This is a genomic window from Wenyingzhuangia gilva, assembly GCF_030519655.1.
GTDB classification, from domain to species: Bacteria; Bacteroidota; Bacteroidia; order Flavobacteriales; family Flavobacteriaceae; genus Wenyingzhuangia; species Wenyingzhuangia gilva.
The window spans coordinates 61122-84152 of record NZ_JAUMIT010000007.1 but is presented as its reverse complement, the minus strand read 5'-3'; the positions used below and the strand labels follow the sequence as shown (position 1 = coordinate 84152).

Genomic DNA, 23031 nt, shown 5'->3' with positions numbered 1-23031 from the left:
TAAATCTGACATGAATTATAGATTAGCAAAATAATTAAGTAATTTATTAACTATTAGCAAAATACTATCATGAAAAATTCAATTCAATTCAAATGGGGGCTTTTATTAGTGTTGCTATTTTCAGCATCATCAATCATAGCACAAACAACAATTTCAGGAAATGTTAAAGATCAAAACGGAGAACCATTGTTAGGGGTAACTGTTTTACTAAAAGGAACCTCACAAGGTACAGCCACAGATTTTGATGGGAATTATTCCATTCAAAATGTAAAAAACGGAAATTATACATTGGTAGCTCAATTTTTAGGATATGTAAGTTATTCTAAAAAAATAACAGCAGCAGGAAATAATATTTCATTAAATATTGTGATGGAATCAAGCTCGGAGTCTTTAGATGAAGTTATTATTACTGGGGTAGCTACTCCAAAATCTAAAATAGAATCTAGTGTTTCGGTAACCACCATGAAACCAGCTACCATTACACAATCTGCTCCTAGGTCAACGGCAGAAATTTTTAGAACTATTCCGGGGATTCGTTCCGAATCATCAGGAGGGGAAGGAAACTCAAATATTGCCGTAAGAGGGGTACCAATTTCTTCTGGAGGTTCTAAATACGTTCAGTTACAAGAAGATGGATTACCAGTATTACTTTATGGAGATATTGCTTTTGGTACCGCTGATATTTTTACAAGATTTGATAATAATGTGGCTAAAATAGAAGCTATTCGTGGAGGATCAGCATCTACATTAACCTCTAACGGTCCTGGGGGAATCATCAACATTATTAGTAAAACAGGAGAGGTAGAAGGTGGATCTATAGGAACTACTTTTGGAGTAGACTACAATTCTTTTAGAACAGATTTTGACTATGGAACTGAGATTAATGATGGATTATTTATTCACACAGGAGGTTTTTACAGAGTTGGAGAAGGAATTAGAACTACAGGATTTACAGCTAACAATGGAGGACAATTAAAAGTAAGCTTGACTAAGAAGTTTGACAACGGACATGTAAGATTGTATGCAAAATATTTAAATGATAGAACTGCTGCATATATGCCAGTACCTATTAAAGTTACAGGAACCAATGCCAACCCTACATGGGGTAATGCACCAGGATTTAATGCTACTACAGGTTCTATTCACACAGCAAACTTAACTCAAACATTACGTACTGGACCTGATGGTGTTACAAAAAGAGGTTATGTAACTGATGGAATGCATCCTGTGTCTACTTCTGTAGGATTTGAAGCTAGTTTTGATTTAGACAACGATTGGAAAATTAGTAACAACGGACGTTTTTCTATGAACAAAGGTGGGTTTATTACTCCTTTTGTAGAAAGTGTAGGTACTGCAACCGATATGGAAACTAAATTAACAGGAGCTTTGACTTATGCAGATTCAGGAAATCCTGTAGATGCAAACACTTTAGTAAGTAGAATTCATATGTTTGATGTTGAATTGAACAATCTTAATAACTTTATGAATGATGTAAAGTTGTCTAAAACTATTGATAATATTAGTATTACGGCTGGATATTTCAAATCTATTCAAAACATTTCAATGTCATGGTTGTGGAACACTTATGTTCAAGATGCTTCTGATGACAATGCTAGATTGATTAATGTTGATGGGTTAAGTGAAAACGGATTGTTAAATTACGGAACACCAGCATGGGGGAATTTACACCGTAATTATGATACACAATACAATGTATCTGCACCATACGCACAAGTTTCAGTAGATGCAACCGAAAACTTAACTATTGATGCAAGTATTAGATATGATATGGGGAAAGTAAGTGGATCTTTTGCAGGAGGTAAAGAAGGAGCTATTGATGTTAATGGAGACGGAACTATTTCTACTCCAGAACAAACAGCACATGTAATAGACAATGCAAACCCAACAGGTGTAGATTATGATTATAACTACCTTTCTTACTCTGCGGGTATCAACTACAAATTTTCAGAAGATCAATCTGTATTTGTAAGATATAGTAAAGGTGCATCTGCAAAATCTGACCGTATTTTATTCTCAGGATTAGATTACTTAGATGGAGATAAAATAAATGCCTTAGATTTTCTTTCTCAAGCAGAACTTGGATTTAAAAGAAATCTTAGAAGAGGTGCCGTATATGCTACAGCTTTCTATGCTACTACCAACGAAGAAGGAGGATTTGAAGCAACCTCTAACAGTATTATAGAAAATGATTATAAATCTATGGGACTTGAATTAGAAGGTTTCTACAACTTTGGAGATTTTAACTTAAGAGGAGCGGTAACTTATACCAATGCAGAAATTACTTCTGGAGCAAACAAAGGAAACAAACCAAGAAGACAACCTGACTTTATTTACAACATCATGCCATCTTATAACTTTGGTAGTGTAAAACAAAACTCAATAGGGTTAAGCTTTGTAGGACAATCTAAAGCATATGCTCAAGACACTAACGAATTAGTAATGCCAAGTTTTGTAGTGACAAGTGGATTTGTAAACTATGCAATTACAGAATCTTTAAACGTAAATTTATCTGTAAATAATATTTTAGATGTTATTGCAGTTACAGAGGCTGAAGAAGGAAGTATTACAGACAACCAAGTAAACTATGTAAGAGGTAGAACGTTACCTGGTAGATCTATTAGCTTGGCTTTGAAATACCAATTCTAACCAGTTATAATTATGATAGAAGAGCTGGTGTAATCACAAAAACATCAGCTCTTTACAAAACAAAAAACTAAATTATAATTCATAAAAACGAAACAATGTTCCAAAAAGTAAAATTAAGTTTCTGGCAAATACTAAACATGAATGTTGGTTTTTTTGGAATTCAATATAGCTTTGGATTACAACAAAGTGCTGTAAATCCTATTTACGATTTTTTAGGAGCTAGTCCAGATGAAATTCCATTATTAAACTTGGCAGGACCTGTTACAGGTTTGTTAGTACAACCTTTAATTGGTGCTTTGAGTGATAAAACATGGTCTCCTAGATTTGGGCGTAGAAAACCTTATTTTTTAATTGGAGCTTTGATGTGTAGCCTTTGTTTAATTGCGTTTCCATATAGTAGTTCTTTATGGATGGCTGCAGGTTTGTTATGGATTTTAGATGCAGGAAACAATACTGCAATGGAGCCTTATAGAGCTTTTATTGCTGATAAATTAGATGAAGAACAACAACCTTTAGGGTTTCAAATGCAAAGCTTTTTTACAGGTTTTGGACAAACATTGGCAAATTTATCTTTATTTATTTTTCCCATGATATTTATAGGAAAAACAGGATCATTACCAACATGGGTATATGCCTCTTTCTTTTTAGGAGCTGTTTGTTCTATAGGTTCTGTATTATGGAGTATTAAAACCACCAAAGAAATTCCGCCTACTCCAGAAGAATTAGCTAAAATGAGAGCAGAAAAAGGAAATATTTTTCAACCATTAATTGAAATATTTTCTGCCATAGGAAGCATGCCTAAAATTATGTGGCACTTGGCATTGGTTTACTTATTTCAATGGTATGCCTTGTTTTGTTATTGGCAAAATTCATCAAAAAGTATTGCCTTATCTGTTTGGAATGCCACACCAAAAAGCAATCCAGAAGCTTATGAACAAGCAGTAAGTTGGACAGGTTTGGTAAACGGATGGTACAATATCGTTACCTTTTTAGTGGCTTTTTTACTAGTAGGTTATGCAAAAAAATACAGTGCTAAAACTGTACACACAGTTTGTTTATTATTGGCAGCAGCAGGATTTATTGCCTTTCCACATATTGAGGATAAAAACTTATTGTTCTTTGCCATTACTGGTTTTGGAATTGGATGGGCTAGTATGATGGGAATTCCTTATTTAATGGTTGTGGCAGATATTCCAAAAGAACGTTATGGAGTTTATATGGGGATTATCAACATGATGATTGTAATTCCTATGATTATTCAAAACCTATCATTCGGATATATTTTAAAACACTTTTTAGACAACGATCCTCGTCAAGCCATCACTTTTGCTGGTGTATTATTATTGATTAGCGCTGTGATTACAGTGTTTATGAAAGCTAAAAAAGCAACAAACCATAAAATGGTTGCAAGTCATCATTAATTAAAAAAATCATGAAAACTAACATAAAAAACATAGATATTCTTTGTGTTGGAGAAGTACTGATTGATTTCATTGGACATCAATCTAACGTACAAATAAATCAAACCAAAGATTATCACAGATATTTAGGAGGATCTCCTACCAATGTGGCTGCCTATTGCTCTAAACTAGGTTTAAAAACAGCTTTAGTAGCAAGCGTTGGAAAAGATGGACTAGGGGAGTTTGTGATGGAAAAATTACAAGATAACAATATAGATACTCAGTTTGTCCATCAATTAGTGAACAAATCAACCAGTGTCATTTTTGTTTCTAGAACAGAAGGAACTCCTGATTTTATTCCTTATAGAGAGGCAGATTATTGTATTTATGAGTCTCAAATCACTAAAGAAACCCTATTAAACACTAAAATATATCACACCACTTGTTTTGCTTTGAGCAAAGACATGGCACAAACAACTATTTTAACCAAAGCCAAAGAAGCTTATGAGTTGGGGTGCCAATTGAGTATCGACATCAACTATTCAGAAAAAATTTGGGATAGTGAAAGAGAAGTTTTAGAGGTGATTAAAGAATATTGCCAGTACAATCCTCTAGTAAAAGTAAGTGAAGATGACGTGTTTAGAATTTTTAGTAAAACATTAAGTCATCAAGAAATCTTTGATTTCTTTCATCAAATAGGAGTAAATACCATTTGTTTAACCTTGGGAAGTAAAGGTGTGATTTTATCGCAACAAGGAAAAGATATCATTCAATTACCCGCTGTTAAAATAGACAAAATAGAAGATGCTACGGGAGCTGGTGATGCTTTTTGGTCTGGTTTTTTAACCAGTTACATCAAGCAACAACCTTTACAAAAATGTTTAGAAACAGGTTTAAAAGTAGCGGCCATTAAACTACAAAACATCGGTGGTTTGCCTGAAAATATTCAGCTTTAAAAAAAATCAACATGAAAAAAGAAATCAATCAAAATATAAACGGAGTGATGTTAAATGCTTATCCTGACAGTGTTGGAAACAACTTGCAGGACATGATTAGCATGCTTCAATTACCAGAATTTAAAAACACATTCTCATTATTTTATCTATTACCTACCTTTTTTAATAGTGATTTAGATAGAGGGTTTTCTATTATTGATTATAATATCAATCAAGAATTGGTTTCTAAAAATGATTTAGAAGCTTTAGAAAAATTAAATATCTCTTTAAAGTTTGATATTGTTTTAAACCACTTATCGGTAGCCTCCCCACAGTTTAAAGATTTGTTAAAGAACGGAGAATCCTCAAAATATAAAGACTTTTTTATTGACTGGAATGCCTTTTGGGAAGGTGAAGGAGTTATGGGAAGTGATGGAGTAGTAATTCCTAACAAAGAGCATTTGGATAAACTTTTTATGCGAAAATCGGGTTTGCCTATTTTAAAAGTTCGTTTTCCTGATGGCACTGAGAAACCTTATTGGAATACTTTTTATCAAAAAATTAGTTACCAACCGATTGAGGTGAAAGATTTAGAAAATGTTTGGAATTTAGACCTTCAGCAAGCACAACATATTTGTAAAATAGTAAACCAAGCTATTGAGCAAAATAAAGAAATTACTGAAATTAATTTAGGAGAACTAAGTCAGTTTAAAGAGCAGGTGTTAAATATTGTAGCTCAAAATCGTTCTTATTTAGGGCAAATGGATGTGAATGCCAATTCTCCATTGGTATGGGAGTTTTATGAAGAAACTTTAAAAAAACTAAGTGACTACGGATGTAAAATTTTACGATTAGATGCTTTTGCCTATCTACACAAAGAAATTGGACAAACCAACTTTTTTAATAAACCTGGTACTTGGGATTATTTGGAGAGAATTAAACAAATAGCTCAAAAAAACAATTTGACATTGTTACCAGAGATTCATGCTGAATATGGATTGGGATTACACGAAGAAGTAGCCAGCAAAGATTATCAAATTTATGATTTTTTCTTACCTGGATTAACCATCCATACCATTGAAAAAGCCAACAGCAAGGCTTTAATCACTTGGGCAAAAGAAATTGTTAAAAAAGGATACAGAACCGTAAATATGTTAGGTTGCCATGATGGAATTCCGGTATTAGACCTAAAAGGAAAAGAAGTTAATAATAGTTATCATAAAGGACTATTAGAAGATAACGATATTGAAGCTATTATGACTACCATTATGGATAGAGGAGGGCGAGTTAAAAACTTATATGATGCCGAGGGTAAAAAAATATCATACTATCAAGTAAATGCAACATTTTATAGCGCTTTAGGTGAAAATGATCAGAAGATGTTATTAGCCAGAGCTATTCAATTGTTTATGCCTGGAACGCCACAAGTTTGGTATTTAGATATTTTTGCAGGAACCAATGATTATGAGGCTGTAGAAAAAGGAGGAAAGGATAGTCATAAAGAAATCAACCGTACTACTTTAAGTTTAAAAGACATTCAAAAAGGATTGGAGAAAGAAGTGGTTTTAAATCAATTAAAATTAATTCAACTACGAAATACCCACAAAGCCTTTTTGGGAACCGTAGGAATTATAGATACATCTGCTGATGAAATAAACATTAAGTGGACAAACCATCAGGAAACGGCAACTTTTAAAGCTGATTTAAAGAATTTAAACTTTACTATTCAGTACACTGAAGAAAACAAAACACAAATCATGATTATATAAGTTTATACCCTTTTATATTTGAGTTTGCACCTTTAGATTCTATTGTTTTATAACATGCGACGAAGGTGCTTTTTTTGATTTTATAATCAAATGACATTTTGTATCTTTAAGTATGAAAAAATTAAGAATTTTAATAGCGAGTAGCCTTTTAATGGTGGCCATTATATCATGTAGTTCTTCTAAAAAAGCTACGATTCAAGCACAGATAAACACCTTGGATAGTTTGGTTTTAAATCAGAATTTCACCATCATTTCAAGTTGGGCACGTCCGCAAGTAACCAACGCCATGCAGCAGGTTATGAATTCAGGATTGATGCCTTTAGGAAGTGGAGCAGGGAGTGTTAGTTTGATTGGAAATTCTAATTTTTTAACCATTGCAGGAGATAGTATTTCCTCTCATTTGCCTTATTATGGAGAACGACAAATGAATGTTAATTATGGAGGAGGAGATAGTGCTATTAAACTAAAAGGTTTAATGAAAGATTACAAAGTTACCAAAACCAAAGACCACTCTTATCGCATTGATTTTACTGCAAAAAATGAAAGTAACCTAGAAGTTTTTACTGTTTCAATCAAATTGTATTCAAACCTTCAAAGTGATATTTTTATCAATAGTACTTCAAGATTTCCTATCAGCTACCGTGGTGAAATCAAAAAAGAATTAGACACAACTGCTAAATAACATCATACACAAACATGAAAAATGTCATCATTACAGGAAGTACAGGAATGGTAGGAAAAGCTGTTTTGTACGAATGTATAGAGAATTCTGATATAGAAAAAATACTCCTTATTAATAGACATTCTTTAGCAATAAACAACAATAAAATACATGAAGTAATTTTAAAAGATTTTTCTAACATTGCTAGTATTAAAAATGAAATGCATGGTTATGATGCTTGCTTTCATTGTATGGGAATTTCTTCCATTGGTATTGATGAAGAAGCCTTTTCAAAAGTGACATATGAATACACTAAAAAACTGACAGATGTTTTGTATCAGGCCAATCCAAACATGGTGGTGAATTATGTTTCTGGTAAAGGAACAGACAGTACCGAAAAGGGAAATGTTATGTGGGCTAGGGTAAAGGGAAGGACCGAAAATTACATTTTAAACAAAGGATTTAAAGATGCTTATATGATTCGTTTGGGAGCCATATTACCCGAAAAAGGTATTACTTCTAAAACTTTTTGGTACAATATAATTTATGTTTTATTAAGACCTTTTTTCCCGATCATGAAAAAGTCTAAAAATATTTTAACTACTACATCCTTTGGAAAAGCAATGATCAATACGTTGTTTTTTCCACAAGAAAACAAACATTTAGAAAACAAGGATATGAATTTATTAGCCTTAAAAAAGAACAACAACTAATTATGAAAAACCAAAGCATTAAACATTTTCTTTTTTTAACCGTAATCTTTTTGATGTTCGTGAATATCAATACCCAAGCTCAAAATAAACAAGTAAAAATAGCCTGTATAGGAAATAGTATTACGTATGGTTCACATTTAGAGGATTCGGAAAGAGATTGTTATCCAACTCAGTTAAGTAATCTTTTATATAAAGTTTATGGTCATAATTGTGTAGTAAAAAACTTTGGTGTTTCAGGGAGAACCATGTTAAAAAAAGGTCCAAAACCTATTTGGGTAGAACCTAAATTTAGTGAAGCCAAAAATATGGCTCCTGATATTTGTATTATTTTGCTAGGAACCAATGATAGCCGTCCTGATTTATGGGCAAAAATAGGGAAGGAGTTTTATGGTGATTACAAATCAATGATTAAGACTTTTAAAAAAATCAATCCTAAAACAAAATTCATTGTTGGTTTACCCTCTCCAATATGGAAAAACCATCCTTATGGAGGAACTGCTTGGGGCGATAAACACAATGATAGTATTTTGGTAAATGGCGTGATTCCAAACATTAAAAAAATTGCTAAAAAAAGAAATGTTACCTCTATAGATTTTCATACACCTTTTGAAAATAAGGTAGACCTTTTTCCTGATTATTTACATCCTAATGCAGAAGGAGCTAAAATCATTGCCCAGATGATTTTTGATATAATAGAAGAAAAAAACATGATTCAAAAAGTCATCAATAAAAAATAATGATAAACTTCTTTGTCCACAGAGGTTTGTTAGGAATTTGTAAGTTTGTATCTTTAAATCCTACCACTGTTGTATGAACAACAATTAAAAACAAGTATCATGAGTATGACCAAAATAAACAATATAAAACCCTTGGGCTTTCCTTGGGAAACCAAAGATCCTTTTTTGTTTTGTGCTTATCACAAAGATGATTTTCCAGCAGGAGATGAACAAATGGGAATGCCTAAAAAAGAATTTATAGGGAGAAATATAGGACAAGATTTTGTTATTAAAGATGGATTTAGAATGTATCACGGGCGTAGAGTTCCTGGTTTTCCTTATCATCCGCACAAAGGTTTTGAAACCATTACGATTAACAAAGAAGGTTTTGTAGATCACACCGATTCTTTAGGAGGAGCAGGACGTTTTGGAGAAGGAGACGTACAATGGATGACGGCGGGTAAAGGAATTTTGCATTCCGAAATGTTTCCATTAATCAATCCAGACAAAGGAAATCCTTTAGAGATTTTTCAAATTTGGCTAAACCTGCCAAAAGTAAGCAAGTTGGTAGAGCCACATTTTAAAATGCTTTGGAAAGACATGATTCCTGTAGTAACAGAAACTGATCAAAATGGAAACAAAACCATTATTGATGTGATTGCTGGAAATTATAAAGGAACCCAAGCTCCAGATGCTACACCAGATTCTTGGGCTGCGAATCCGGCCAATGGAGTAGAGGTGTTGACTATTAAAATGGAAGCAAATGCTACGTTTACCTTACCTGCAAGTACAGTAAAAGGAGTGCATAAAACACTTTACTTTTACCAAGGAGATCATGTAGTTATAGAAGAAAACAAAATTCCTAAAGAAAGTATTATTGAAGTAAATCCTGAGGAAGCTATAACCATTCAGAATGGAAATAAGAAAGCATTTTTATTAGTATTACAAGGAAAACCATTGAACGAGCCTGTGGTTCAATACGGACCTTTTGTAATGAATACGGATGCCGAAATTCAAGAAGCTTTTCACGAATATCAAACCACACAATTTGGTGGTTGGCCTTGGCCAGAGCAAGAGCAAACACATGCCAAAGAAAAAGGTCGTTTTGCCATTCATATTGATGGAAGAGAAGAAATAAAATAATTTTCAGATATTATCCTTTATAAAAAAACCAGATGACTAATCATCTGGTTTTTTGTTGTAATTTGAATGGATGTTTTATATCTATCTTATCTTAAAAAATTAAAGTTTTTTTAAAGTAAAAGGTATTTTTAAACCAATGGGTTGGTGATTAAATTCGTTTGTTAACATTCCTTCACCTGTTCCATTACTAATGTTAAAAGTCCCCGAAATTTTAGTTACTTGGCTTGAATCGTGAGGATTTAATATAATAAAACTCGACTCTGTTTGAGTATAGCTACAATTATATGGACCGTAACTACATTTTCCTGAATCATCAAACGCTATATTAACATTAACCTCTGTTCCTTGTTGATTCATAGATAATCTCCATTTTGTTCCTACTAATGAAGTGTTAGGGTTTATATTTTTATTGATGGTTTGAAAACTTCCTGTCATTCTACCTTGAGAAAAAGTTATAGGCCCATTTACAGCACCTGGAACAGGAGCAGGTATAACCGCTAATATTCCATATAAATTAATGACTTTGGGGTTTGCCGTTTCTTGATAACTAATTAAACACATATAAGTGTCATTTTCTACACCTTTAATATACATTGTGTTCCCTGGATTAACAAGATCAATGTATTGATTAGCTGTAGCTACAAAATGTATGTTTCCTGGAGAAGCTTGATTAAATTCAAATTGAATATCTCCTTGAGAAGAGGGAACTGAAGTCCCATTTACAGTTAACCCTGTCCATTCCCATTTGTCTAATGTAATAGAAAAAGTATTTGTAGCTTGATTTAAAGTAATACTAATTGCTGCCATTTTGATATAAATTATTTATTAATATTCTTACTTTACAGGTTTTCAAAAAACTACCTATAAGAATAAAATTATTTAAAAAAAATAGACAAAACAGCTCCAATAAGACAAAATCATATCCTTAAAAGACATATTAAACACTTGTTAACAAGAGTATTACCGATAAAAAAACAGTCGTCAACTTTAATTAGGACTCACTTTCTATATTCATTTCAGAAGGTAAATACCCAAAACAATTTCTAAAAGCAGACGAAAATTTACTAACATTGGCATAACCTAAAACATTAGCGATATAGGTTATTTTTAAATTAGGTTCTTTCATCAACATATTTCTGGCCGTTTCCATTTGTTTGTATTGGTAATACTTAAACAACGTCTTTCCATATGTATTTTTAAAATCAGCTTTGAGTTTGGTTTGAGACATTCCAACATAAGAAGCAATATCTTCAACTCCCGGAAAATCTTGAAAAATAGCATCACATATTCGTTTTTCTGCTTTGATAATTTTTCTTCTATTTTGGTTTATAGGAATATAATGTCTATTGTTTCCACCTGTTTCTTTCATTTTTTTTATGAAGAAAGAAATCAACTCAAGTGATTGAATTTTTAATTTTAAAACATCTATTACTCCTTTATTTCCTTTGAATAAAATACTGTCTAACACAGGTTGTGATACATGATTGGAACCATTAAAAAGCTCAGGTAAAATCAAACATTCATCTTCTGATTTTAACCATTTTTTTAATTTTTCATCAATAAATAAATCACTTGAACTAGCATTTTTTTCCATCCAGCTTTCAGAAAAGTTGATGGTTAAAAAAATAGATTCAGAACCAGCAAAATGTGCATTGATCGCTTTGGCACCAGGTTTAAAAAGAATCCATGACTTATCTATATTAACTTTATTGTCAATTAATGAAGGGGTTGATTTTATTTTATTTTTATGAATATAGTAACTAAGTGTGTAATAACTAGCGGGGATGGATTTGTCATAAATCAAATCGTAACTTACGTTCTTTTTAAATTTTATGTTAGAAACTAAAAGCCATAAACCTTCTTCCAATTCTTGATAATGAAAATCGCCATTAAAAAAGGGATTATTAGAACTCATCATATTCTGATCAGGATAGTTCTTTATAAAAGGCATTGATTCTAAACTATTTAGTGTTGCTTTAGGAGAATTAGCAATGTAAGGCATAATATAAAAACCATCACGGTAATACATAAGCCTTTGTCTAAATTTTAAAATAAATTTTTGAGTACTAGGTAGTAATATAGACATGTAATAATTTTAGCAAAACTAATTGTGTTTTATTTTACCAATCAGCACTTTAAGCACAAATGGTTGTACCAAATTTAAGTATTTTCATTTAAAACAATGCACTATTGCAAAGCCTAGTTGCCTTTTTATAAAAGAAATAATCAAATGTTATTACATTTTAATATTTCCATAAGCTAAAAAACATTTTTTAAAGCCTCTATTTTTTCTTAACTTAAAGAATCTGTAATCTTAAAAAAAATTAAAAAATGCTATTACTTACAAAGTTAATTTTATTACAAATTCCTTCAGAAATTCCACATCCAGATGATAATGAAGCACTTGATTTTTCTAGTCCCCTAGAAACCATTCTGTATTTAGGTGGACCTATTTTAATTTTAATCATATTTTTCATCATCAGAAAGATGCAAAGAAATAGGAAAGGTTAAAATGTATAACGTTTAAACACTAATTACGTTGGCATATTCCATAAAATAAGATTCCAATCGTTTTAAATTAGGGTTTCTTTTTTCGGAATACAATACATATTGGCATTTGCTAATGCTTTGGGTGATAGACAACACCGCATTGTAAGCATTGGTTTGCGATAAAAACTCCGCATCATCTACACTAAATATCTTTAATTCCGACAGGTTAACACCATAGGTCATCAATAATTTAGCAATGATTTGTGGTGTAGCAATCAGAATGTCAACTCCTTCAAAAATTTCTGATTTTAACAAATCTATATGTTCTTTTTCATTGGCTACATACACACGTAAAGAAGTCTGTTTGGTATATTTTAAAAAAGATTGATACAAGTCCAGCGCTTTGTCATTATTTTCTACCAATACCAAAGCTCTTGGAATATTACCAACTTCCTCACATTTTAATTTATGCATGGTTGTTAAAATCAAAGTAGTGGTTTTTCCTTCATCTTTAGGAGCCGTACAATAAACACTGGTTCCACTTTTAATAACAGGAATACTGGTCTTTTGAAAATCGGTAGGAGTAGTGATTTCTAGATTTTGTAACACTTCTTTGATCTCGGCATGTAATTTTTTGAAAGGCATAAAAAAGATAATTTCTTATTAAAAAAAACAAAGATACAATTAAATAGGAGCTTGGGTTTATGAATGGCAAGATTTGATAGGCAAAAAACATCAACCAAATATTTGATAGATTTCTTACGTTTTTTTTATGATGTCATCTAAAAACAGTACAAAACATGATTAAAAACCATAAATATTCTATCTGTTATAACAACATATTTTATTCCAAAAAAGTTAACTTCATCCATTCAAAAAAAAATAGTTAATTATAAAATCTAACGATGTTAAAAAAAGAAAACCTTCTGTTTACAATCCTATTTTTAGTCATTATAAAATTTAGTGATGCACAACAAATTAATTGGTCTAAAGATGGAAACTCTTTCTACAGAGTAGAACAAAATCAAATTACAAAAACCACACTTCCTAGCAACACCAAACAGATTTTGGTCACTGCAGAAATGATTACGCTAAACAACGGTAAACCTCTTGAAATTAGAGACTTTAGTTTTTCTAAAGATCACCGAAAAATACTTCTTTACACCAATACTAAAAAAGTTTGGAGATTAGACACAGAAGGAGATTATTGGTTGTTAGACTTAAACACAAAATCCCTTTCTCAAATAGGAAAAAACAGACCCACTTCTTCGCTTCGTTTTGCAAAACTATCACCAGATGCCAGCAAAGTAGCTTATGTAAGTGAGTTTAACTTATACGTGGAAGATATTGATACACAAACAGAAACAGCCTTAACAACTGATGGAAATAGAAAGTTAATCAACGGAACTTTTGATTGGGCTTACGAAGAAGAATTTGCGTGTAGAGATGGTTTTCAGTGGAGTCCAGATAGCAATCGTATTGCTTTTTGGCAAATTGATGCAAGAAAAATACGTGATTACAACATGATTAATCTTACCGATGATGTGTATTCCAAAGTGATTCCTGTAGAATATCCAACAGCAGGACAAACTCCATCTCCTGCCAAAATAGGAGTGATTGAAATAGACAGTAAAAACCTTACATGGTTAAATATTGCAGGAGATCCTAGTCAACATTATTTACCACGTATTGAATGGAATTCGCCAACAAATTTATTTGTGCAACAATTAAATCGTAAACAAAACGAAAGCAAAATTTTAAATTGCAACGTTATTACCAATACAACAAAACAAATTTATATTGAAAAAGATACCGCTTGGATTGATGTTTTAAGTGTATGGGAAAATTCTTATGGTTTAACCTATCGTCACAAATTTCCATGGATTAATAACAACAAAGAGTTTTTGTGGTTTAGTGAAAAAGATGGTTGGAGACATTTGTACAGAATTAGTACCACAGGAAAAGCAACTTGTATTACCAAAGGAGATTACGATGTAATGGATGTATTGGCGGTAAACGAACAAAAAAACTTGGTTTATTTTTATGCCTCTCCAAACAACGCTACTCAAAAATACTTGTACAGAACAAAATTAAACGGAAAAGGAAAAGCCAAAAGAGTAACGCCTTTGGATTTTGAGGGTACTCATAATTATTCAGTATCTCCTACAGGAAAATATGCATTTCATAGTTTTAGCAACACTTATACAAAACCAGTGGCAGAATTCATTAGCTTACCAAACCATACTTCTACAGAAAACAAAACTCCTTTTAAAGCTAAAGTAGCTGTGGCACAAGTAGAAAAAAAGGTTGAGTTTTTTAAAGTAACCATTGCAGATGGTACTGAAATGGACGGTTGGATGATAAAACCTACCAACTTTGATGCTTCTAAAAAATATCCTGTTGTTTTTATGGTCTATGCAGAACCTTGGGGAGCCAATGTAAAAGACCAATATGGTATAGGAGGAAACCGTTTGTATAAAGGAAACATGGCCGATGATGGTTATATTTATATGTCTATAGATAACCGAGGAACCCCAGCACCCAAAGGACGTGCTTGGCGAAAAGCCATTTATAGAAATATAGGAAAATTAAACATTTCTGACCAAGCCATGGCTGCCAAAGAAGTGTTAACCTGGGATTTTGTAGATGCCAAACGTGTAGCCGTTTGGGGTTGGAGTGGAGGAGGTTCTACCACTTTAAACTTGTTGTTTAAATATCCTAAAATTTACCAAACCGGAATTGCCATTGCTGCAGTAGGAAACCAACTAACCTATGACAATATTTACCAAGAACGTTATATGGGATTGCCACAAGAAAATATCCAGGATTTTATTAATGGATCGCCAATTACCCATGCTAAAAACTTAGAAGGAAACTTATTATATATTCATGGAACAGGGGATGACAATGTGCATTATAATAATGCCGAAATGTTGATTAACGAATTGATAAAACACAACAAGCAATTTCAGTTAATGGCCTACCCAAACCGTTCTCATTCCATTTCAGAAGGAGCAGGAACAAGTGAACATTTACAAACTTTGTACACTAATTATTTAAAACAACATTGTTTACCGGGAGGAGAATAATATAGTAGAATAATTATTTTAAATTAGCTAGTGTGGTACATTTTGTACAGCTAGCTGATTTTTATATAATTTGAGCAGTTTAATTTATATCAGCACTTCAAACTTCATTTGAAATTATATTTTCTAGATAGAACAAAGTTTTGACTATATTTAATTTCTTTAATTTAATTAATATATGTTTAAGAATTTTGTAGTAATTATTTGCTGTACCTTTTTTGTATCTCTTAAGGTAACATCCCAGTCTGTTAATCTAACTAATAGTAAAACGGCAGTCCAAAGTTCAGTTTCTTCACAAGGAGGAGAGGCTAACCTTGCTATAGATGGTAACACTAACGGCGATTTTTATTCGGGATCAGTTACACAAACCAATAATGAAACAAATCCTTGGTGGCAGATAGATTTAGAATCTAAAACCAACATCAGTCTTATTCAAATCTTTAACCGTACAGATTCCTTTTCAGAACGTTTAACTAATTTTTATGTTTTCATTTCTGACTCAGATTTATCTGGTCAAACTTTTTCAGAAATTCTAGTAGATTGTAATGTGCAACAATTCTATGTTTCCGAATTAGCAGGGTCTTCGATAAATATTCCAAAAGAAATATCAGGGCATTATGTACGCATTCAATTAGCGGGAACTGGTATACTTTCTTTGGCAGAAGTTAATATATTTTCATCAATACTAATAAACACAAATTGTAATGATTTTTGTCTAGTTGAAGACTTTAATGATTTGTTAAATGGAAGTATTCGTGGTCAAAACGATTGGGAAACCAATCCACCAGGAGCTTTAGATGGTGCTATTGTAAGTTCAGATGTTTACAATGGTTTTACAGGAAAAGCACTTATGAATGATCCAAATGGAGTTATGTTTCGTGGAAATGCTTATAAACCATTAAAAGATAAAGCTATAAATAATAACACTATAGGAACCCTTTTTTTTCAATTATTAATAGAAGATGTGGAAAATACTTATTCGCATTTTGGACTTACTGATCTTGTAAACCCTCGTTTAACAGATAATGGAACAGGAAATATTGAATTATATAATGATTATGAAGTACAAATGTCTGTAGATCATGGAAAATTTCGGGTAAGAAATGGAGATACAAATAATTTCTTAACCAATATTAAACCAGAAAATGGAGTAATTTATAATATTTGGATGGTTATTGATAATACTGCTGATAAATTTGAAATATATGTTCAGGGAGGTACACATAAATATCCTATCAAAGGTATTGTAAATAATGGAACTTCTTTGTTTTCTTTTAGAAACGGAACATCAGAAGCATTGCAAACGCTTTATTTATTAAATTCTCCAGACGTTGATTATGGTATATTATTCTATGATAGTTTTTACGTAGACAATCAAAAAGAAAATTTAGCACTTCCTATTACACTAGAACAAGCATTAAATTTTTCTCCTATTGAAACTTTCGAAGATCTAAATTTGGGTGCTATTGATGGTCAAAATGAATGGAGATCTAATTCAGATATTGTAACTGTAGCAGAAGACCCTTTTAATAATATAAATCAAGTTATGAAAATTGATGCAGGTTCTATGAATGCATATCATTCAATTCCTGAAATAAAGAACTGTGATATAGGTACATTATATTTTAGAATACTACGTTCTGGTTTGGTCAATCAAAACATAGGTATGTCTGATGTAAATACACCATCAGAATTTGCAGATTATGAGAACCAAATTAATCTAGATAATGATAGTGATAATCTATATAGTAGAAGCGGTAGTCATTTTTTATCATTAGAAAAAATCACTAACAATACTTGGTATTGTGTATGGATAGTTACTAACAATATAGAAGATACCTATCAAATTTATTTACAAGGTAATCAAGATACAACTCCAAAATTGTTGTCATCAGGATCGTTAACTGATTTTTATTATAGAAATAATACGGCATCAAACCCTTTGATTTCATTTTTTATTAAACAAAACAGTAGTATTGGTACTTTTTTTATTGATGATATCTATATAGATCCAAATGAGATTAATTTAAACCACCCTTCAAATAATTCATGCACACATTCAAATGGAAATACAGATCTCTCTTTACCTTTAACTGATCCAATAGCTGCCACAATACCTGTTTCTGATATTGGAATTGTATTGGAAGAATTCGTTACAATTCCAGCTAGTAGTCCAAACAAACCTGTTACAAGAATTAATTTTTTAGATCATGCAAATGATAATACAGATCGACTTTTTGTGAATGATTTGAACAATAATTTGTATAGCATAGAAAACCAAATTGTAAGTACCTATTTAGATGTAAGCGCTCAGTTTACAAATTTCGCTAACAATCCTCGTTTAGGTAGTGGCTTTGGTTTTTTTGCTTTTCATCCAGAGTTTGTAACAAATGGTCTATTTTATACAATACATACAGAACGTTTTGATGCATTAACCAATATTACGCCAGATTATACTTCTGCTGGTATAGATGATATGCATGGAGTTATTATAGAGTGGAAAGCTTCAAACCCGATGGCTACTACTTTTTATGGTACACATAGAGAAGTTTTAAGAATTGGTTTTGATACAGGGTTACACGGTTTCCAGCAAATTGGTTTTAACCCAAATGCTGTTAAAGGAAACGAAGATTATGGGTTATTGTATTTGGCCTTGGGTGATGGAGAAGAAAATCCTGTTTTTTCTAATGGTCCACAAGATTTATCAGTACCTCATGGAAAATTATTACGTATAGATCCCTCAGGTAATAATTCACCAAATAGAAAATATGGAATACCCGCTACAAATCCATTTATAAACACGGATAATGCTTTAGGCGAAATATGGGCTTACGGTTTTAGAAATCCACATCGTTTTAGTTGGGATGAAGGGGGAACTCATAAAATGTTTATTGGTAACATAGGAGAGAAGAATATAGATGCTATTTATCCAGGAATAGCAGGTGCAAATTATGGTTGGAACGAACGTGAAGGTTCTTTTTTATTTAAGAAAAACGACCCGAATTACGTTTATAAAGTTCCTGAAGATGAAAGTTTTAGATACACATATCCTGTTGCAGAATACGATCATGATGAAGGTTTTGCTATTGTCGCAGGTTTTGTTTACAGAGGTGATTTAATTCCAGAATTGCGTGGTAAATATATTTTTGGTGATATTGTAAAAGGACGAATTTTTTTTACTGAAGAATCAGAAATGATAATTGGTCAACCTTTTACTGAAATTAATGAATTCAGTATTTACACTACAAATGGTGTTAAAACAAATATGCTAAATTTAGCAGATAGTAATCGAGCAGATATTCGTTTTGGATTAGATGCACAAGGAGAAATTTATGTTTTATCTAAACAAAATGGAAAAATTTGGAAAATTACTGAAGCAAAAAGTTTGTTAAACATTTCTCAATTTGAGCGTAATGAAAAATTACAGATTTATCCTAATCCTGTTGATGGTGTTTTGAATATCAAATTACCTACATTAACAACGAATGATATAATCATTAGTATCATTAATTCATTAGGTCAAGAAATAAAAATATTACAAATAAAACCGAATGCTAATAATATATCTCTTGCTATTTCAGAAATACCAAAAGGTATTTATTTAGTAAAAACTATTGTTAACAACAATACATATATTAATACCATTATTAAAAAGTAGTATTTTTATATGAGTACTAAATTATAACAATTTTATTCTATTCATTTAAAACGAATTTTTAAAAACCGCCTAATCTAAGCCAAAAAACGTTTATTTCATTTGTGTTATAATGTTCCGCGTTATGTAACTTGAGCTTTGGCTAAAAGCGAAAGTTGTTACTACAGTTTCTTGAAAAAATTTATTCTTAAAAGATTCTTTTACAATGTTAATGGAACACTTTTTATGCGACGACGTAGGAGGGAAGTATGTTTTTTTAAAAGTCATAAAAAGTTGATTTATTATAAAAAAAGCAACGATACAATTAAATGAGGGTTTGTATGAAATGTAATTAATATAGTATCTACTATTTTTAATCAATTAATAGATAAATAATAGTATATTCAAATAAACTCTTATTTAGACGGGTTTATTAACTAAAATTAGAAAAACATGAGTAATGTATATCCATATTGCCCAAATTGTGGTGATAAATTAACAAAAGATGAAGTAGCCAATGCTACAGGGTTTTGTAATAAAGTTAAATGTCAAGAGACAGCGGGAAATATTTAAAAAAAGAATGTTAGGTAATAAATTATGACTAGCTTGAATACTTGTCTTTTTTTGTTATAAATCCTTTTTCTTTTGCATAAAAAACGACAGTTCCTAATGATATTGATGAATCAGAATTTAATAGTCTATTGTTATAACAATATTTTAGAATATTAATACTTTCTAATTCATTATGTTTTTCTTTATCTAATTCACATATACTTAAGAAATATTTCTCACCTAAATCATAACTAAAAGTGCTAGAAATTGCTAAAGCGACTCTAAACCACTCCTCATAAGTATTAGTTATAGATATTTGTTTTCTTTTTAAATATTTAATTATTAAACTAATAGTTTTTCTATGTTCAGCTTTATTTAAACCCTCAGTAGCATAAGCACTTTTATTAAGAGATTTATTTAAGGAGATTTTTTTAGACTTAATTTTATTATCAAGTTCAACTAAAAGTTTATCTACATAAACTTCTGAATTAATATTTAAATATAAATCTTTATCCCATGAAACAAAACATAATCTAGTTACATCACTACCACTTTTATCAAGTTCTATATTATATTTTGTCTTAAAATATTCTTTGAGTGAGTTAAAACTTAATTTATGCTCTTCAGGATTACTATCTATTTTTACTAAAGCTTTAACTCCTTCATTTGAAGGTGATAACCACACAGAATAAATATACTTGTCTGTAATTAACTTATTTTTTATTTCATTTATATTAGAGCCTATATGATCTATGTCTAAAATCATAATACTATTATATATCTTTAAGTTATCTAACTTTCTACCACCTTTAAAAGTCCCACAAAAAGTCACGATAGGTAAACTTATTTTAAGAGATTTATATGAATCATAATCGTTGTTTTTTGTAAAGAATCTGCACTTTTCTATGATGCTTTTATATTTTCCTTCTTTAATATCATTAAGTTCATCCAACAAATTTGTTTGGATAGAATTTTTTGTATTGGTAATACTATTAAATCTAGAAACTAACATTTTTATTATGAATTTTTAAAACATAAATATACTATATTTGGTTTAAGGCGTAGGCAAGAGTGAAGTTTACTTCATTATATTGAACAGGTATAAGAATTTATTCTTTAGGTGTTAGTAGCATTAACAATTTTTGTTATAATCGAAATCACTGAAACAATTTACGAGCCTAATAATCCTGATGCTTATGGTCTCTGCTGTATTTGTATATCAGAGCAGCAATGTATCTCAATCAAATTGATTTCTACGCTCTACGCCTTATTTTAAAATGAAAGATTTAGAAGATTATTATACTAATCCAGCGATAATTAAAATGCTTTGTAAACACAGAGCAGGAATATCACATAAAAGACATAAAAAACATATGTCTAGAGATATTAGCTTTCATAATAGAACGAATAAAATAACAATTTCAAACAAGGATTTTGACTTTATTACTATTCAATCTTTATTCCCAACCCGTAGAAATTGGAAAAAACTAAATCAAACTGAAAGACTCGATCCAAATAGTTTAACAAATAGTTTAGAGAGAAACCAAATGAGGCTCTGGAAATCTTATAAAATAGAGAAATACCTTGTTGATTTTAAAGGAAAAACACCCGAAGATTGGTACGATAATTTATTACAATTTTGTAATAAAATCAGAAAAAAAGTAGAAGATATATCTACAGATAAATACATAATTCAAAAACCACTAATATTTCCTTTACCTAAATCAAATAAAAATGGTAGATGTATATATCGTCCAATAGCAAAATTCACATTAGAGGATAAAATAATTACATCTTTGCTTTCTAGATATCTAACAATAAACTTTGATAGTATATTTTTAGATTGTTCTTATGCATTTAGAGCTAGAAATAATAAAACTGGACATGTTCCTAACCATCATGATTCAATTATTGAAATATTAAAGTATAGAAAAAAATATAAAAAATTATGGGTTTCTGAATGTGATATACAGAAGTTTTTTGACACAGTACAGCATGATCATCTTCTGAAAATTTTTCATAGAACAATTGAAGAGCTGTCATTTAAAGGAATAAAAATATCTACAACTGCAATTAAACTTTTTTCATTATTTCTCGATTCGTATTCTTTTAATAAAGATGTTCTTACTAAAAATTCAGTTCCTAATTACTTTATGGAAAGTGGAGTTCCTATTGGTGAATTTGGTTGGGTTAAAAATGAACTAATTGATAAATATTCTGAAACTTATATTGAGAGTTTTAAGATAGGAGTCCCACAAGGAAATGCTATTTCATGTTTTATAGCTAATCTAATTTTGAATAATGTTGACAAAGCCGTTAAAAATGTTGATGAGAATATTTTTTATGTAAGATACTGTGATGATATGGTACTCGCTCATAAAAATAATGAGATTTGTAAAAAAGCTTTAGAAGTTTACAAAAAAGGAATTAGTGATAATTACTTACTTTATCATGAACCAAAAAGTTTTAAAAATTATAAGGATTCTGCTAACTCCTTTTGGGAAGTAAAATCAAAGGAGCCCTATTTTTTTGGAAATAAATATGTAAATGAGCGAAATATACCTTGGCTTTCTTTTGTAGGTTACCAGATAAATTACAAAGGAGAATTAAGAGTTAGAAAAAGTTCAATAAAAAAAGAAATCAGTAAACAGATTAGTGAAACACAAAGAATTTTAATTTCTCTTGGGCTTGATGAAAATAGAAAACTACCTGATATCAATAAGTATTCAAGAAAAACTATTAATCAAATTATTTTTAGTTTACAACAAAGATTAATATCAATGTCTGTAGGAAGAGTTACAATTTATAATTATGAAGAAAATAATCTTAATCAAGGTTTATGTTGGACGAATGGTTTTCATTTATTAAACGAAAATAAAATTGTTTTAAAACAATTAAAAGAATTAGACAAAAGAAGAGAACAACAAATTTTATATTTAAAAAGAATGATTTCTCATTTAAACAAAGAAACTAATGATAAGGATGATTTACCAAAATATATGGAAGAATTATATTTTGGAGTTCCTTACAGTTATTATAATCATCTAAAATAATCTTATATAGTATTAAAAGAGAAGTATCTCGAGAATCACTTAAATTTAAATAGATTGTACAATTATTCAAATACACTAAAATTTTAATAATATCTAAATTGTACAATTATGTATAAATAATCTAAGATAATACTATACATAAACCATCATTATAAGTTGTATTATAATTTATATTATGTTAAATAGAATGTATTAAAGAAAAGGACTGTAGA

The 23031-nt window shown here is 30.6% G+C and carries 16 protein-coding genes; 12 read left to right on the top strand and 4 right to left on the bottom strand.

Annotation, left to right across the window (positions count from 1 at the left end):
• Window positions 1–69: 69 nt before the first annotated feature.
• The 8 genes from QVZ41_RS12745 (at window position 70) to QVZ41_RS12710 (ending at window position 10004) form a co-directional block, all read left to right on the top strand.
• The gene (locus QVZ41_RS12745; RefSeq protein ID WP_302884995.1) at window positions 70–2667 is read left to right on the top strand and encodes a TonB-dependent receptor domain-containing protein; all 2598 of its coding nucleotides are present in this window, start codon (window positions 70–72) and stop codon (window positions 2665–2667) included.
• A gap of 95 nt (window positions 2668–2762) precedes the next feature.
• On the top strand, window positions 2763–4088 hold the full coding sequence (locus QVZ41_RS12740; protein ID WP_302884994.1) for an MFS transporter: 1326 nt from the start codon (window positions 2763–2765) through the stop codon (window positions 4086–4088).
• A gap of 11 nt (window positions 4089–4099) precedes the next feature.
• Complete coding sequence (locus tag QVZ41_RS12735; RefSeq protein ID WP_302884993.1) at window positions 4100–5023, top strand: carbohydrate kinase family protein; 924 nt, start codon at window positions 4100–4102, stop codon at window positions 5021–5023.
• 11 nt (window positions 5024–5034) lie between these two features.
• Complete coding sequence (locus QVZ41_RS12730) at window positions 5035–6771, top strand: alpha-amylase family protein (protein ID WP_302884992.1); 1737 nt, start codon at window positions 5035–5037, stop codon at window positions 6769–6771.
• A gap of 112 nt (window positions 6772–6883) precedes the next feature.
• The gene (locus QVZ41_RS12725; RefSeq protein ID WP_302884991.1) at window positions 6884–7453 is read left to right on the top strand and encodes a DUF4251 domain-containing protein; all 570 of its coding nucleotides are present in this window, start codon (window positions 6884–6886) and stop codon (window positions 7451–7453) included.
• 14 nt (window positions 7454–7467) lie between these two features.
• Window positions 7468–8145: an NAD-dependent epimerase/dehydratase family protein gene (locus QVZ41_RS12720; RefSeq protein WP_302884990.1), complete on the top strand. Its 678-nt coding sequence runs from the start codon at window positions 7468–7470 to the stop codon at window positions 8143–8145.
• A 53-nt stretch (window positions 8146–8198) separates the two neighbouring features.
• Window positions 8199–8882 carry a GDSL-type esterase/lipase family protein gene (locus tag QVZ41_RS12715; RefSeq protein WP_302884989.1) on the top strand — a complete coding sequence of 228 codons (684 nt, stop codon included), beginning with the start codon at window positions 8199–8201 and terminating at the stop codon, window positions 8880–8882.
• A gap of 99 nt (window positions 8883–8981) precedes the next feature.
• Window positions 8982–10004 carry a pirin family protein gene (locus tag QVZ41_RS12710; RefSeq protein WP_338140808.1) on the top strand — a complete coding sequence of 341 codons (1023 nt, stop codon included), beginning with the start codon at window positions 8982–8984 and terminating at the stop codon, window positions 10002–10004.
• 99 nt (window positions 10005–10103) lie between these two features.
• On the opposite strand, the gene QVZ41_RS12705 is transcribed toward QVZ41_RS12710, so the two are convergent.
• Window positions 10104–10811: a hypothetical protein gene (locus QVZ41_RS12705; RefSeq protein WP_302884988.1), complete on the bottom strand. Its 708-nt coding sequence runs from the start codon at window positions 10809–10811 to the stop codon at window positions 10104–10106.
• A 184-nt stretch (window positions 10812–10995) separates the two neighbouring features.
• Window positions 10996–12090: a helix-turn-helix transcriptional regulator gene (locus QVZ41_RS12700; RefSeq protein WP_302884987.1), complete on the bottom strand. Its 1095-nt coding sequence runs from the start codon at window positions 12088–12090 to the stop codon at window positions 10996–10998.
• 245 nt (window positions 12091–12335) lie between these two features.
• On the opposite strand from QVZ41_RS12700, the gene QVZ41_RS12695 reads away from it, so the two are divergent.
• Entirely contained in the window at window positions 12336–12515 is a 180-nt protein-coding gene (locus QVZ41_RS12695) for an adenylosuccinate synthetase (protein ID WP_302884986.1), read from the top strand.
• 12 nt (window positions 12516–12527) lie between these two features.
• Here the strand turns inward: QVZ41_RS12695 and QVZ41_RS12690 are convergent, their stop codons facing one another.
• Window positions 12528–13139, bottom strand: a complete 612-nt coding sequence (locus tag QVZ41_RS12690; RefSeq protein ID WP_302884985.1) for a DEAD/DEAH box helicase — start codon at window positions 13137–13139, stop codon at window positions 12528–12530.
• A gap of 260 nt (window positions 13140–13399) precedes the next feature.
• Here QVZ41_RS12690 and QVZ41_RS12685 point away from each other — a divergent pair, with 260 nt between their 5' ends.
• Together QVZ41_RS12685 and QVZ41_RS12680 are read left to right on the top strand one after the other, a co-directional pair.
• Entirely contained in the window at window positions 13400–15583 is a 2184-nt protein-coding gene (locus tag QVZ41_RS12685; RefSeq protein WP_302884984.1) for a S9 family peptidase, read from the top strand.
• Between the two features lie 175 nt (window positions 15584–15758).
• Window positions 15759–19238, top strand: a complete 3480-nt coding sequence (locus QVZ41_RS12680; protein WP_302884983.1) for a PQQ-dependent sugar dehydrogenase — start codon at window positions 15759–15761, stop codon at window positions 19236–19238.
• 577 nt (window positions 19239–19815) lie between these two features.
• On the opposite strand, the gene QVZ41_RS12675 is transcribed toward QVZ41_RS12680, so the two are convergent.
• Window positions 19816–20778: a BT4734/BF3469 family protein gene (locus QVZ41_RS12675; protein WP_302884982.1), complete on the bottom strand. Its 963-nt coding sequence runs from the start codon at window positions 20776–20778 to the stop codon at window positions 19816–19818.
• Between the two features lie 265 nt (window positions 20779–21043).
• On the opposite strand from QVZ41_RS12675, the gene QVZ41_RS12670 reads away from it, so the two are divergent.
• Window positions 21044–22819 (top strand): reverse transcriptase domain-containing protein, encoded by a 1776-nt coding sequence (locus tag QVZ41_RS12670; RefSeq protein WP_302884981.1) that lies wholly within the window; start codon window positions 21044–21046, stop codon window positions 22817–22819.
• The last annotated feature ends 212 nt before the right edge of the window (window positions 22820–23031 follow it).

Coding starts and splice junctions, on each gene's coding strand:
- QVZ41_RS12700 (WP_302884987.1), bottom strand. CDS start 12,090: ATGTCTATATTACTACCTAGTACTCAAAAATTTATTTTAAAATTTAGA.
- QVZ41_RS12690 (WP_302884985.1), bottom strand. CDS start 13,139: ATGCCTTTCAAAAAATTACATGCCGAGATCAAAGAAGTGTTACAAAAT.
- QVZ41_RS12680 (WP_302884983.1), top strand. CDS start 15,759: ATGTTTAAGAATTTTGTAGTAATTATTTGCTGTACCTTTTTTGTATCT.
- QVZ41_RS12735 (WP_302884993.1), top strand. CDS start 4,100: ATGAAAACTAACATAAAAAACATAGATATTCTTTGTGTTGGAGAAGTA.
- QVZ41_RS12715 (WP_302884989.1), top strand. CDS start 8,199: ATGTTCGTGAATATCAATACCCAAGCTCAAAATAAACAAGTAAAAATA.
- QVZ41_RS12710 (WP_338140808.1), top strand. CDS start 8,982: ATGAGTATGACCAAAATAAACAATATAAAACCCTTGGGCTTTCCTTGG.
- QVZ41_RS12695 (WP_302884986.1), top strand. CDS start 12,336: ATGCTATTACTTACAAAGTTAATTTTATTACAAATTCCTTCAGAAATT.
- QVZ41_RS12705 (WP_302884988.1), bottom strand. CDS start 10,811: ATGGCAGCAATTAGTATTACTTTAAATCAAGCTACAAATACTTTTTCT.
- QVZ41_RS12670 (WP_302884981.1), top strand. CDS start 21,044: ATGAAAGATTTAGAAGATTATTATACTAATCCAGCGATAATTAAAATG.
- QVZ41_RS12730 (WP_302884992.1), top strand. CDS start 5,035: ATGAAAAAAGAAATCAATCAAAATATAAACGGAGTGATGTTAAATGCT.
- QVZ41_RS12725 (WP_302884991.1), top strand. CDS start 6,884: ATGAAAAAATTAAGAATTTTAATAGCGAGTAGCCTTTTAATGGTGGCC.
- QVZ41_RS12745 (WP_302884995.1), top strand. CDS start 70: ATGAAAAATTCAATTCAATTCAAATGGGGGCTTTTATTAGTGTTGCTA.
- QVZ41_RS12685 (WP_302884984.1), top strand. CDS start 13,400: ATGTTAAAAAAAGAAAACCTTCTGTTTACAATCCTATTTTTAGTCATT.
- QVZ41_RS12675 (WP_302884982.1), bottom strand. CDS start 20,778: ATGTTAGTTTCTAGATTTAATAGTATTACCAATACAAAAAATTCTATC.
- QVZ41_RS12720 (WP_302884990.1), top strand. CDS start 7,468: ATGAAAAATGTCATCATTACAGGAAGTACAGGAATGGTAGGAAAAGCT.
- QVZ41_RS12740 (WP_302884994.1), top strand. CDS start 2,763: ATGTTCCAAAAAGTAAAATTAAGTTTCTGGCAAATACTAAACATGAAT.